Origin of the sequence: Christiangramia sp. OXR-203, from assembly GCF_034372165.1 — a bacterium.
Taxonomy (GTDB): domain Bacteria; phylum Bacteroidota; class Bacteroidia; order Flavobacteriales; family Flavobacteriaceae; genus Christiangramia.
The window spans coordinates 595,052-607,780 of record NZ_CP139698.1; the positions used below are offsets into that span (position 1 = coordinate 595,052).

Here is a 12,729-nt window from a genome sequence, read left to right on the forward strand (position 1 = left end):
ATAAAGCGCCTACTTTAACATTATGGCTCTTTTAATCTTAACAAATTGCAATCATCTTATCGATATTAAACTTAAAATTTTATGATTAATGAATTAATATATTTTACAAAGTATAATAATATTCAAGGATTTTCACCAGATCCAGGATCGATTCAAAATCGATGTTATTCGAATCTATATAAGTCTTCAATTGATCTTTCCTATCCTTTAAAGCTTTGAGAATATGGTTTCTTTTTAGTCTTACTTCAACATATTGGTCTGCACGGTTGAGAATGTAATAATTAGTATCTAATTCATATTCGGCACTCAAAGTATTGTCTTTACTCGAAACCCAGCCACTCGCATTGGGATCATTTAAATCCTTTATATATTCAACGATAACATAATTCGAAGGTGGGCTTACAACATGGTAATAGCGATCTTCCCTCTTGGTTTTTTCAAATTTGCTGCCTTCAATTTTAGAGAATAATAACTCGGTATTCTTGTCTTTTAATATAAAGCCACTCATGGAATCATCTAATAATTTCATTGGTTCGCCATTGGTACCTGTTTTATATACCAGATTGTTACCATAGATATCATAATTCATTTGTTGTGGTCTGGTTGTAGACCCGTCTTTGTTTATTCCATATCCTACATACCATTCAGAGCTCAAAAATGGATCACCTTTTGGGGAGCTTCTTGTGATTTTAAATCCATCTGAAAGATTTCCTGAATTTGTTGGATTTTGGGATTGGACGGTAAGACATACAATAATGAGCAATAGGGTGGAAGAGAAGTTTTTCATAATTACATAGATTAATGACCTTCAATATAATACATAAATAAAAACCTGCTCCAATGAGAGCAGGTTTTTGCATTACTAAAATAAGTTGCGACTATTCAAATAACCAAATTTTAGTATTAAGTTCATCTGCACCCTGAGCTGATATTGCTTCCTGATAGCTTTCTTCGTTTAAAGATGCAGCCGTTGCAGCATATGCTTGTCTATCTGGAATATCTGTTGCATTACTCAGTAGATCAGCTGGAGCAACCAGTGCTTTTTCATAGCCCATAGCTTCCAGTCTTCTCCATTCTGCCCATGCTTCATATCCTTGAAAATAAAGGGCTACCCATTTTTCATAACCAATTGATTCAAAACCATTGTAGCTATTCTCACTTATATAATCTGCTGCATCATCAGAAGATTGTCCCCATTGTTGGAAGGAAGCTGTAATTGCTTGTGCATATAGATCCTCAGCATCCTCACTAGTCCAGCCTAGTTCTGCAGCTTCAGCCCGTGCAAAAAGTACTTCAGCATAAGTGAACATATAAAGGCTTGCTTCCTGGTTGTAGATGATGTCTTCAGTAATAAAAGAATAATCATCGGTAGCAGAGTTGGACATTCCATATGGCGCACCAACGAACGTTCCAGAATTAAATGCCGGTTCTGCCATACCCATTAGTCTTTCGTCTTCTGGATCTTCAGCAGAGCCATTACCAATCATAGCATCAACAAAGACATCGCTAACAAGATAATCCCTTCTGAAGCTTGGTGCCAGGAATCTATCCTCCCATGGATTATCATTATTCTCGTCTGCCAGATAAGGGTAGAAGAAATTTTCAGAATTACTCATGATTTCATTCCCTAAGGCTTCATTGAACTTTTCCTGTCCTAATGCAGGATTAGCATTTGATAATCTCAATGCCATAATCATTTTTAAAGTTTGTCCGAAGGACTCCCATCTGGATACATCACCTCCAAAAATATAGTCACCCTGAACTGATGAACCACCTGTCTCGATCATTGCTAATGCTGAATCAAGTTCAGAGAATAAACCATTATAGATTTCTTCCTGTGAGTCATAAGCAGGAAATTGATTTTCCAGGCCTTGAAGTGCTTCAGAATAAGGTAGTCTACCCCATCTGGTAGTCATGCCTTCCATTAAATATACCCTTAGAATGGTACCGGCCGCGATCTGGTTCGGATTATCGCTGATCTCAATCATACGATCCAAATCTGTTAATATACCGTACCAGTATGAAGTGTCCCAGTTTAAAGTCTGGTATCTCGATTCTTCATCATACTGTCCATTGGATAGATACTGAACATAAAGATTAGGAGTTGTTGCACTAACATATGCAGATACAGCACCTTCGGCACTAGCAAGCAGGCTTCCTGAAGATGGTTGAGTGGGTTCGTTCGGGTTCTCATTGATCCCATGAAAGTCAACCTTTTCACAGCTACCGAAGCATACTACTAAGGAAGCAAAAAGGACTGATTTTTTTATAAAGTTCATTTTCATTTTTATAGCTTTTAATTAGAAAGAAATATTCACGTTTAAACCGATAGTTCTTGTATTTGGTGATTGACCACCTTCAGTCCAACCGTAACCTGTAATCTGGCTGTCCTCTAATTCAGAAATATCAATATCGTCAATAGAGCTGTAGATTAACCAAAGATTACTTGCAAAGACACCAATATTCAGCTTCTTGATTGGCGTATTGTCGATCAAGCTACCTTCAACTTCATAGTCAATTCTAGCTTGTCTTAGTTTAACGTATGAAGCGTCATACAGCCATTCTTCATGTAGCGCAAACAATCTTCCGTAATAAGTTTGTGCTTCCACATAGTAAGAGGCAGGTTCGCCAGTTGTTTCATCTACTCCTTCTATAAGGATACCACCGGTTGAAGCATCTGCATCAGAAGCTGCAACTGCTGCACCTCCACCAGTAACTGCATCACGTAGCGGGTTGCCGGCTGCATTGTTACCTATAGTGCTTTCTCCTAAACCTGAGTAAGCATTGAACATTTTGGTAACGGAAAAGATCTTACCACCTTTCTGGAAGTCAAAATCCAATCCTAAAGATAAATTTTTGTATTGCATAAATGATGTAGCTCCACCAGTCCAGTCTGGTAATACATTACCCAGGTATTGATTAGAGTCGTAACGAGGGTTACCGGTATCTGATAATAGAATGTTACCTGCATCATCTCTACGGTAAGCTCTACCATATATTGCACCCCACTCTTCACCAACTCTTTCCTGTAGTTGTATTCCTCTCCAAGTTGTTGATAATACATTTACGTCTGTTCCTGGTGCGATCGCATCCACTGTTCTTTCTAAAGTCGCAAAGTTCGCGTTGATGTCCCAAACAAAGTTGTCATTTCTAACTGGTACCACATTGAAAGCTAATTCCCAACCTTTATAAGTCTGTTCCCCTGAGTTTGTAGAAAAACTTGTGAAACCTGTAGATGGGTCTAAAGATACTCCAGCAGGAAGTTGATCATCTTGCTTGTTGAAATAAGTAACATCAAGTCCAAGGCGGTTATTTGCGAACCTCATTTCAGTACCAAATTCATATTCTCTTCGTACACCTCCAGTTAATAGTGGATTGTTCAGGCCGCTTTTAACAGATAGTTTCCCGAAAGATCCATATGGTGTTCCAATGTTATATGTTTCAGATATCTGGAAAACGCCTGGAAATCTAGGTGCTTCAGCAATACTGGCTCTTAATTTTCCAAAACTAAGTATATCATTTTGAGGTAGTAATTTGCTAAAGATCAAACTTAGAGAACCTCCGTATGTTTCAACTCTGTTGTCTTCTGAGTTCGCAGTAGACTGCCAGTCTAGTCTGGCAGATCCATCCAGGTATAATAGGTTTCTAAATCCAATCGAGGCTTTAGAGAACACCGACTGTCTTCCTATTTCCTGATAGTAACTTGAAAGGTTAGGTCTATCTCTTGATGTATTTAAACTGTAGAACCCGTCTGCGGTAAGTCCACCGGCTGTTGAAGCTGAGATAGACTTTTCATTTCTATCGTAGATTTCAAAACCTGCGCTTGCGCTAATATCGAAGTCTTCAGTAAGGTCTTTTTGGTAATTCAGAATACCAAATAATTCATCTGTATTATTAGTTTCCTCGTATTCAGAGTAGAAAGGTTGAGAAAGACCACCAAATCCAGCTCTGTTTGAACTTTCATAGGTGTTTAATGTTTTTCTTACTTCAACACTGGCAGTGAAGTCTTCATTGAAGTTATAATTTAACCCTAATCTACCGTATAAAGCATTTTTATTTTGAGGGTTTACATTTTCATTAGTAATGAAATATGGCATATCCCAATACAATGGAGATGTGTTTGTAGGGCTATTAAGGTTCCATGAAACAACCTGTCCATTTCTTCTGTAATCCTTCAAGCGATCAATGTCAAGTTGCCTTTGCCACCATTGGTTAAAGTTTGACGCAATATTTCCGTATCCGTTAGATGGATAATTGGAAGTTCTTCTGTCCTGGTAATTTAAACTCGCAAAACCTTCCAGTTTGTCTGAAATATCCACACTCGCACTTAGCGATCCCTGAACAGTATTTCTTTCAGAATTAGGTATTACCCCAGTTCTGTCAATTTTAGCTAAACTAGCTCTTACTGAAAAACCTTCTCCACCTTTGGTAAAGGTTACATTGGTATTTGAAGTAATACCGGTTTCGAAGAAGTCGCGAACATTATCAGGGTTTGGTGAAAACGGTCTTAATTCTCCAAATTCGGGTGTGTTTGGAATCCAGGAATCCCAGTGTCTAACAAGTTGACCGTCCATCTTTGGTCCCCAACTTTCATCTGCATAATATTCAACCATAGACTGACCATCAAACGAACTCCAATCGGCTGGATGTATAGATGGATCAAAATTGAAAGTATTAAATTCTTGAGAGTAACCTCCTCCATATTCGTTTTGGTACTCTGGAATTTTATACACATTTTCAATGGCAGAACTATGATTTACAGAGATGCTACTTTGTCCTTCTCCTGCGCTTTTGGTGGTAATGATAATTACACCGTTAATACCTTGAGGACCATATAATGCAGTTGCTGCGGCACCTTTCAACACCGACATATCAGCTATATCATCAGTAATAATATCTGAAGCATCCTGGACTTTAACGTTATCAACAATATACAGCACACCAGTATTACCTCTTAATCGGATATTGGAGTTTCCAAATCCAGAACTAGGAGCTCCAGTAAACTGTACACCAGCAACCTTACCGGCAAGAGCATTGTTGATATTCGTTTCACGAGCTTTGATAAGGGATTCGCCTTCAACTGTTTGCTGTGCATATCCTAAGCTCTGCTTTTCTCGCTTAATACCGAGAGCGGTTACTACCACTTCCTGAAGCTGTGCGGAATCATTTTCCATCGTAATATCTATCAAATTTTAACTAAATAAATGCAATAAAAACTTAAATCGGCAAACAATAATGCAGTGAATTGGCAATTTGAAGGTTGTACATAGAGTGTTTCTGAAGCTAAATTTGGTAGGGAACAAGTTTTCAGCTGTCTTCGAGCACTTTATATCTATTCTGTACGAGTAGTGGTTTCAAAATTAAAGTGGGCATATATTTGATTATTAGCTTTTTATTTCTACCTTTGCAAACCCTAAAAATCGGGGGAATAAAATTTATTAATAATTAGTGTATAGGAAATTATGCCAACAATTTCACAATTAGTACGAAAAGGAAGAGCCAAAATAACCAAGAAGAGTAAATCGGCTGCTTTGGATTCGTGCCCTCAAAGGAGAGGTGTTTGCACACGTGTATATACCACTACTCCTAAGAAACCAAACTCTGCTATGAGAAAAGTAGCAAGGGTGAGGTTGACAAACGGGAAAGAGGTTAACGCCTACATTCCTGGTGAAGGACACAATCTACAAGAGCACTCGATAGTATTGGTTAGAGGTGGAAGGGTAAAAGATTTACCAGGTGTTAGATATCACATTGTTCGTGGTGCGCTAGATACTGCCGGTGTTGAAGGTAGAACTCAGCGAAGATCTAAGTACGGTGCAAAACGCCCTAAGAAGTAATTAAAAACTTTTAATGTAAAGAAATGAGAAAAAGACAGGCGAAAAAGAGACCGCTTTTACCAGATCCGAAATTTAACGATCAGCTAGTTACACGTTTCGTGAACATGATGATGTGGGATGGTAAGAAGTCGGTAGCCTTTAAAATTTTCTATGATGCTATCGCGATTGTAGAAGAGAAAAAACAAGACGAAGAGAAATCTGGATTGGAAATTTGGAAAGATGCTCTTTCTAACGTGATGCCTCATGTTGAAGTGAGAAGTAGACGTGTAGGTGGTGCAACATTCCAGATACCAATGCAAATTCGTCCAGACCGTAAGGTGTCTACTGCTATGAAGTGGTTAATTAGTTTTGCACGTAAAAGAAATGAGAAGTCAATGGCTGGAAAGCTATCTGCTGAAATTCTTGCTGCTGCAAAAGAAGAAGGAGCTGCTGTTAAGAAAAGAGTAGATACTCATAAAATGGCTGAGGCTAACAAAGCATTCTCTCACTTTAGATTCTAAAACAACATGGCACAAAGAGATTTAAAATTTACTAGAAATATTGGAATTGCGGCTCATATTGATGCAGGTAAAACTACAACTACAGAGCGTATCCTTTATTATACAGGTATAAGTCATAAAATCGGTGAGGTTCATGATGGTGCTGCCACTATGGACTGGATGGAGCAAGAGCAGGAGCGTGGTATTACTATTACCTCTGCAGCTACACACTGTAAGTGGATGTACCGCGATCAGGAATTTACTGTGAATATTATTGATACTCCAGGTCACGTTGACTTTACTGTAGAGGTTGAGCGTTCATTGCGTGTTCTTGATGGGGTTGTTGCATTGTTTTCTGCAGTAGACGGGGTTGAGCCTCAGTCTGAAACTGTTTGGAGACAGGCAGATAAATATAGAGTTCCACGTCTAGGTTTCGTTAATAAAATGGACCGTCAGGGTGCAGATTTTTTCAACGTATGTCGTCAGGTAAGAGAAATGCTTGGTGGTAACCCGGTGCCGCTTCAGGTGCCTATCGGTGATGAAATCGACTTTAGAGGTGTGGTTGATCTTATTTCTAAGAAAGCAATTATTTGGAATGATGAGGATCATGGGATGACTTATGATACTATTGATATTCCTGAGGAGCTTGTAGATGATGTTAATAAGTACCGTGCAGAATTAGTGGAAGCGGTTGCAGAATATGATGAAGCATTGATGGAGAAATTCTTCGAGGACGAAAGTTCTATTACTGAAGATGAGATCATCGCTGCATTAAGAGCTGCAACTATAGATATGAGCATCATTCCAATGATGTGTGGTTCTGCATTTAAAAATAAAGGTGTTCAGGCGATGCTTGACGCTGTGATGCGTTACCTTCCTTCTCCAGTGGATGTAGAAGCAATTGAAGGTACTAACCCAGATACAGGTAAGGAAGAAAGTCGTAAGCCAAATGTGGATTCTCCATTTTCTGCGCTTGCATTTAAAATTGCTACCGATCCTTTCGTAGGTCGTTTAGCCTTTTTCCGTGCTTATTCCGGTACTCTTGAGGCTGGTTCTTACGTGTTGAACGTACGTTCAGGTAAAAAAGAGCGTATTTCAAGAATTTACCAGATGCACTCAAACAAGCAGGAGCCAATCGATAGTATTGAAGCTGGAGATATTGGGGCTGCTGTTGGATTTAAGGACATCAAAACTGGTGATACTCTTACAGATTTAAACCATCCAATTGTTCTTGAATCAATGTCTTTCCCTGCACCGGTAATTGGTATTGCAGTGGAGCCAAAGACTAAGGCTGATGTAGAAAAGATGGGGATGGCTCTTGGAAAACTTGCTGAAGAAGATCCAACTTTTACTGTAAAGACTGACGAAAATTCCGGACAAACGATTATCTCTGGTATGGGTGAGCTTCACCTTGAGATTATCATTGACCGAATGAAGCGTGAGTTTAAAGTGGAAGTAAACGTTGGTGAGCCTCAGGTTGAGTACAAAGAAGCTGTACGTAGAGATGCTGATCAAAGAGAAGTTTATAAGAAACAATCTGGTGGTCGTGGTAAATTTGCGGATATCGTATTTACAATGGGACCAGTAGACGAAGACTTCGAAGGTGAAGGACTTCAGTTCGTAGATTCAATTAAAGGTGGACGTATTCCTAAGGAATTTGTTCCTTCCGTAGAAAAAGGTTTTAAAGAGGCTATGAAGAATGGTCCTTTAGCTGGATTTACTATGGATACTTTAAAAGTTGAACTTAAGGATGGATCTTTCCACCCTGTGGATTCAGATCAACTTTCTTTCGAATTGGCTGCTAAAATGGGATACAAAGCTGCTGCAAAATCTGCAGGTGCCGTTATTCTTGAGCCAATCATGAAAGTAGAAGTTGTTACTCCGGAAGAGAATATGGGTGATATTGTTGGTGACCTTAACAGAAGAAGAGGTCAGGTAAACAACATGTCAGACAGATCTGGAGCGAAAGTAATCAAAGCTGAAGTGCCGCTTTCTGAAATGTTTGGATATGTTACTACATTAAGAACACTTTCATCAGGTAGAGCAACTTCAACTATGGAATTCTCTCACTATGCTGAAACTCCTTCTAATATTTCTGAAGAAGTCATCAAAGCAGCTAAAGGAGCAGCAAACGAATAATCTTAAGGAAATGAGTCAAAAAATCAGAATAAAACTAAAATCTTACGATCATAACCTGGTAGACAAGTCTGCTGAAAAGATTGTAAAAACCGTAAAGACTACGGGAGCTGTTGTAACCGGACCAATTCCGTTACCAACAAACAAGAAAATCTTTACTGTTCTACGTTCACCTCACGTGAACAAGAAATCCAGAGAGCAGTTTCAATTAAGCTCTTACAAGAGGTTACTTGATATCTATAGCTCTTCTTCAAAAACGATTGATGCGTTGATGAAGCTTGAATTGCCAAGTGGTGTTGAAGTTGAGATCAAAGTGTGATAAAACAGTTCCGCGCACTACGGTGCGCGGTTAACATGTCCTAAGCGTTTCGCGAAGGAAAAACGGTGAAAGATACAATTCAGGGCTGAATGTGTTTTTCAGCCCTTAGTTTTTTAAATAAGTAAACAATTAATAATTAATAAATATGTCTGGGTTAATAGGAAAAAAGATCGGTATGACCAGCATCTTCGACGAGAATGGGAAGAACATCCCATGTACCGTAATCGAAGCTGGACCATGCTTGGTTACCCAAGTCAGAACCAAAGAGGTTGACGGGTATGAAGCACTTCAACTTGGTTTCGATGACAAAAAGACTGTTAATAAAGCTGCTGAAGGGCATGCTAAAAAAGCAGGAACCGTTGCAAAACGTAAAGTCGTTGAATTCCAGGGTTATAATGAAGATTACAAATTAGGTGACTCTGTTACCGTGGAACATTTTAGAGAAGGTGAATTTGTGGATATCGCAGGTACATCTAAAGGTAAAGGTTTCCAGGGTGTTGTAAAGAGACACGGTTTTGGAGGAGTTGGACAGGCCACGCACGGTCAGCACAACAGATTGAGAGCTCCTGGTTCTATTGGTGCAGCTTCTTATCCTGCGAGAGTATTCAAGGGAATGAAGATGGCCGGAAGAATGGGTGGCGAGAGAGTTAAAGTTGAAAACCTGAAAGTTTTGAAGGTTGTGGCAGATAAGAACCTTTTAGTAGTAAAAGGATGTGTGCCGGGATCTAAAAACTCATACGTAATCATTAGTAAGTAATGGAAGTAGCAGTTTTAGATATTAAAGGAAAAGAAACAGGCAGAAAAGCACAGCTTTCTGATTCTGTTTTCGCTATAGAGCCTAATGAGCACGCTGTTTATCTAGATGTTAAACAGTATCTGGCTAATCAACGTCAGGGTACTCATAAAGCTAAAGAAAGAGCAGAGATCGCAGGATCTACGCGTAAGATCAAGAAACAAAAGGGTACTGGTACAGCGAGAGCTGGTAGTATCAAGTCTCCTATCTTCAAAGGTGGTGGACGTGTTTTTGGTCCAAGACCTAGAAACTACGGTTTCAAATTAAACAAGAACCTGAAACGTCTTGCAAGAAAGTCGGCCCTATCTATTAAGGCAAACGACAAGGCTATCATGGTGATTGAAGATTTTTCATTCGATACTCCAAAAACCAAGAACTTTATCGAAGTTCTTCAGGCTCTGGGGATTGACAGTAAAAAATCGCTTATTGTGTTGGGTGACTCAAATAAAAATGTATATTTGTCGTCGCGCAATTTGAAATCCTCAGAAGTTATAAATAGCTCAGAATTAAGTACTTACAAAATACTTAATGCTAAGAGTATCGTCTTCGTAGAAGGATCTTTAGAAGGAATTGAGTCGAAATTAAGTTAATAAACCGTTATGAGCATCTTGATTAAACCTGTTATTACAGAAAAAGCTACTACAGATAGTGAGATGAACAATCGCTTCACTTTTGTAGTAAGTAACAAGGCAAATAAGATTCAGATCAAAGACGCAGTTGAATCTGCTTATGGCGTGTCTGTTACTAAAGTTCGAACTATGAATGTCCGCCCGGATCGTAAGACTAAATATACTAAGTCTGGTATGATCACTGGTAAAACTAATGCTTTCAAAAAAGCAGTAGTACAGGTGGCGGAAGGGGAAACTATTGATTTATACAGTAATCTTTAAGATTAAAGAATGTCAGTTAGAAAATTAAAACCAATTACACCTGGTCAGCGTTTTAGAGTAGTTAATGGGTATGACGCCATTACTACTGATAAGCCGGAGAAAAGCCTATTGGCGCCGATAAAAAAATCAGGTGGTAGAAACAGTCAGGGAAAAATGACCATGCGCTATAAAGGTGGTGGTCATAAAAGAAGGTATCGTGTAATCGACTTTAAGCGTGACAAGCAGGGAATTCCTGCTACAGTAGCTTCTATCGAGTACGATCCAAACAGAACGGCCTTTATCGCATTATTGAATTATCAGGATGGAGAGAAAAGGTATATTATTGCTCAGAATGGGCTTCAGCTTGGACAGAATATAGTTTCTGCTAATGAAGCTGCTTCTCCTGAGATCGGGAATGCAATGCCTTTGGCAAACATTCCACTTGGTACGGTTATTTCCTGTATCGAGTTGAGACCAGGGCAGGGAGCTGTGATGGCGCGTAGTGCCGGTGCTTTTGCTCAGTTATTGGCAAGAGAAGGTAAATATGCAACTATCAAGTTGCCCTCTGGGGAGATTAGACGTGTTCTTTCACTTTGTATAGCTACAATCGGAGCTGTATCCAACAGTGATCATCAGTTAATGATTGGTGGTAAAGCTGGTAGAAGCAGATGGTTGGGTATACGTCCAAGAACAAGACCGGTAGCGATGAACCCTGTCGATCACCCAATGGGTGGTGGTGAAGGTAGAGCTTCAGGTGGTCACCCACGTTCTAGAAAAGGTCTTCCTGCTAAAGGATTCAAGACCCGCTCAAGAACAAAAGCGAGTAATAAATATATTGTAGAACGTAGAAAGACTAGAAAGAAATAAGATATGGCACGTTCATTAAAAAAAGGACCTTTCGTTCATTACAAACTGGAACAAAAAGTGGCTCAGAATGTTGAGTCAGGAAAGAAAGCCGTGATCAAAACTTGGTCTAGAGCTTCTATGATTACTCCAGATTTTGTAGGACAAACTATAGCGGTACACAACGGGAAACAATTTGTTCCTGTTTATGTAACTGAAAATATGGTGGGTCATAAACTAGGAGAATTTTCACCAACACGTTCTTTCAGAGGACATGCAGGTGCGAAAAATAAAGGTAGAAAATAATTGAAGCTATGGGAGTTCGTAAAAGAGAAAGAGCAGAGCAAATAAAAGAAGCCAAGAAACAGGTAGCTTTTGCAAAGTTAAATAACTGCCCTACTTCGCCTAGAAAAATGCGTCTTATGGCGGATTTGGTTAGAGGAGAGAAAGTAGAAAAAGCGCTTCATATTTTAAAGTTCAGTAAAAAAGAAGCATCAAATCGTTTAGAGAAACTTTTAGTTTCAGCTATCGCCAACTGGCAGGCTAAGAACGAGGAAGCTAACCTTGAAGAAGCTGAGCTATTTGTGAAAGAGATTCGTGTAGACGGAGGAAGTATGTTGAAAAGACTTCGTCCTGCTCCACAGGGTCGTGCACACCGAATTAGAAAGAGATCCAATCATGTTACATTAGTGCTTGGAGCAAACAATAATACACAAAGCTAAGAGATAGTATGGGACAGAAAACAAATCCAATCGGGAATCGCCTTGGTATCATTAGAGGTTGGGAATCCAACTGGTACGGAGGTAATGACTACGGCGATAAACTTGCCGAAGACGATAAGATTAGAAAGTACATCCATGCTCGTCTTTCTAAAGCGAGTGTATCGCGTGTAATCATCGAGCGCACGCTTAAGCTTGTAACCGTTACTATCACTACTGCCAGACCTGGTATTATTATCGGGAAAGGTGGACAGGAGGTAGACAAGCTTAAGGAAGAGCTTAAAAAGATTACCGACAAGGAGGTTCAAATTAACATCTTTGAAATCAAAAGGCCAGAACTTGATGCGCATTTAGTTGCTTCAAGTGTTGCTAGACAAATTGAGAATAGAATCTCTTACCGTCGTGCAATCAAAATGGCTATTGCGGCTGCAATGAGAATGAATGCTGAAGGAATCAAGATTGAGATTTCCGGACGTTTAAATGGTGCTGAAATGGCACGTTCAGAATCATACAAGGATGGAAGAATACCTTTGTCTACTTTTAGGGCTGATATTGATTATGCTTTGATCGAAGCTCATACTACCTATGGTAGATTGGGGATTAAAGTTTGGATCATGAAGGGTGAGGTATACGGAAAAAGAGAGCTTTCGCCTCTAGTTGGTCTTGCAAAGAACCAAGGAAAGAAATCCGGTGCCGGACGAGGTGGGAACAAATCACGTCGTAGAAAGTAATTT

14 protein-coding genes are annotated in these 12,729 nt (G+C 39.4%); 11 read left to right on the forward strand and 3 right to left on the reverse strand.

Translation table 11 applies throughout. The features are described 5' to 3' along the window. Positions 1-103 precede the first annotated feature (103 nt). From T8I65_RS02665 to T8I65_RS02675, 3 genes are all read right to left on the reverse strand, one after another. Positions 104-787: a hypothetical protein gene (locus tag T8I65_RS02665; protein WP_322301941.1), complete on the reverse strand. Its 684-nt coding sequence runs from the start codon at positions 785-787 to the stop codon at positions 104-106. Positions 788-878: 91 nt separating this feature from the next. Next, the gene (locus tag T8I65_RS02670; RefSeq protein ID WP_322301942.1) at positions 879-2,285 is read right to left on the reverse strand and encodes a SusD/RagB family nutrient-binding outer membrane lipoprotein; all 1,407 of its coding nucleotides are present in this window, start codon (positions 2,283-2,285) and stop codon (positions 879-881) included. Between the two features lie 15 nt (positions 2,286-2,300). After that, a complete protein-coding gene (locus tag T8I65_RS02675) occupies positions 2,301-5,189 on the reverse strand; it encodes a SusC/RagA family TonB-linked outer membrane protein (protein ID WP_322301943.1) in 2,889 nt (962 codons plus the stop codon). A 273-nt stretch (positions 5,190-5,462) separates the two neighbouring features. Between T8I65_RS02675 and rpsL the strand changes: the two genes are divergently transcribed. The 11 genes from rpsL (at position 5,463) to rpsC (ending at position 12,726) form a co-directional block, all read left to right on the forward strand. Continuing rightward, the gene (gene rpsL / locus T8I65_RS02680) at positions 5,463-5,837 is read left to right on the forward strand and encodes a 30S ribosomal protein S12 (RefSeq protein WP_010230128.1); all 375 of its coding nucleotides are present in this window, start codon (positions 5,463-5,465) and stop codon (positions 5,835-5,837) included. A gap of 23 nt (positions 5,838-5,860) precedes the next feature. Continuing rightward, positions 5,861-6,337: a 30S ribosomal protein S7 gene (rpsG, locus tag T8I65_RS02685; protein WP_026915144.1), complete on the forward strand. Its 477-nt coding sequence runs from the start codon at positions 5,861-5,863 to the stop codon at positions 6,335-6,337. Between the two features lie 6 nt (positions 6,338-6,343). Further along, complete coding sequence (fusA, locus tag T8I65_RS02690) at positions 6,344-8,455, forward strand: elongation factor G (protein ID WP_322301944.1); 2,112 nt, start codon at positions 6,344-6,346, stop codon at positions 8,453-8,455. A gap of 10 nt (positions 8,456-8,465) precedes the next feature. Continuing rightward, positions 8,466-8,771, forward strand: coding sequence for a 30S ribosomal protein S10 (rpsJ, locus tag T8I65_RS02695; protein ID WP_026915146.1), 306 nt, complete (start codon positions 8,466-8,468; stop codon positions 8,769-8,771). Positions 8,772-8,916: 145 nt separating this feature from the next. Further along, positions 8,917-9,528 (forward strand): 50S ribosomal protein L3, encoded by a 612-nt coding sequence (gene rplC, locus T8I65_RS02700; protein ID WP_141876834.1) that lies wholly within the window; start codon positions 8,917-8,919, stop codon positions 9,526-9,528. Next, positions 9,528-10,154, forward strand: a complete 627-nt coding sequence (rplD, locus tag T8I65_RS02705; RefSeq protein ID WP_141876835.1) for a 50S ribosomal protein L4 — start codon at positions 9,528-9,530, stop codon at positions 10,152-10,154. Before rplC ends, rplD begins: the two co-directional genes overlap by 1 nt. A gap of 9 nt (positions 10,155-10,163) precedes the next feature. Next, positions 10,164-10,454, forward strand: a complete 291-nt coding sequence (gene rplW, locus T8I65_RS02710) for a 50S ribosomal protein L23 (RefSeq protein ID WP_141876836.1) — start codon at positions 10,164-10,166, stop codon at positions 10,452-10,454. A gap of 9 nt (positions 10,455-10,463) precedes the next feature. Next, complete coding sequence (gene rplB, locus T8I65_RS02715) at positions 10,464-11,300, forward strand: 50S ribosomal protein L2 (protein WP_322301945.1); 837 nt, start codon at positions 10,464-10,466, stop codon at positions 11,298-11,300. A gap of 3 nt (positions 11,301-11,303) precedes the next feature. Continuing rightward, positions 11,304-11,582 carry a 30S ribosomal protein S19 gene (gene rpsS, locus T8I65_RS02720; RefSeq protein WP_011710692.1) on the forward strand — a complete coding sequence of 93 codons (279 nt, stop codon included), beginning with the start codon at positions 11,304-11,306 and terminating at the stop codon, positions 11,580-11,582. Between the two features lie 8 nt (positions 11,583-11,590). Continuing rightward, positions 11,591-11,998, forward strand: coding sequence for a 50S ribosomal protein L22 (rplV, locus tag T8I65_RS02725; protein ID WP_141876838.1), 408 nt, complete (start codon positions 11,591-11,593; stop codon positions 11,996-11,998). An 8-nt stretch (positions 11,999-12,006) separates the two neighbouring features. Further along, positions 12,007-12,726 carry a 30S ribosomal protein S3 gene (gene rpsC, locus T8I65_RS02730; RefSeq protein ID WP_026915151.1) on the forward strand — a complete coding sequence of 240 codons (720 nt, stop codon included), beginning with the start codon at positions 12,007-12,009 and terminating at the stop codon, positions 12,724-12,726. Positions 12,727-12,729 lie beyond the last annotated feature (3 nt).

Coding starts and splice junctions, on each gene's coding strand:
- rpsG (WP_026915144.1), top strand. CDS start 5,861: ATGAGAAAAAGACAGGCGAAAAAGAGACCGCTTTTACCAGATCCGAAA.
- rplC (WP_141876834.1), top strand. CDS start 8,917: ATGTCTGGGTTAATAGGAAAAAAGATCGGTATGACCAGCATCTTCGAC.
- fusA (WP_322301944.1), top strand. CDS start 6,344: ATGGCACAAAGAGATTTAAAATTTACTAGAAATATTGGAATTGCGGCT.
- T8I65_RS02665 (WP_322301941.1), bottom strand. CDS start 787: ATGAAAAACTTCTCTTCCACCCTATTGCTCATTATTGTATGTCTTACC.
- rplD (WP_141876835.1), top strand. CDS start 9,528: ATGGAAGTAGCAGTTTTAGATATTAAAGGAAAAGAAACAGGCAGAAAA.
- rplB (WP_322301945.1), top strand. CDS start 10,464: ATGTCAGTTAGAAAATTAAAACCAATTACACCTGGTCAGCGTTTTAGA.
- rpsL (WP_010230128.1), top strand. CDS start 5,463: ATGCCAACAATTTCACAATTAGTACGAAAAGGAAGAGCCAAAATAACC.
- rplV (WP_141876838.1), top strand. CDS start 11,591: ATGGGAGTTCGTAAAAGAGAAAGAGCAGAGCAAATAAAAGAAGCCAAG.
- rpsJ (WP_026915146.1), top strand. CDS start 8,466: ATGAGTCAAAAAATCAGAATAAAACTAAAATCTTACGATCATAACCTG.
- rplW (WP_141876836.1), top strand. CDS start 10,164: ATGAGCATCTTGATTAAACCTGTTATTACAGAAAAAGCTACTACAGAT.
- rpsC (WP_026915151.1), top strand. CDS start 12,007: ATGGGACAGAAAACAAATCCAATCGGGAATCGCCTTGGTATCATTAGA.
- T8I65_RS02670 (WP_322301942.1), bottom strand. CDS start 2,285: ATGAAAATGAACTTTATAAAAAAATCAGTCCTTTTTGCTTCCTTAGTA.
- rpsS (WP_011710692.1), top strand. CDS start 11,304: ATGGCACGTTCATTAAAAAAAGGACCTTTCGTTCATTACAAACTGGAA.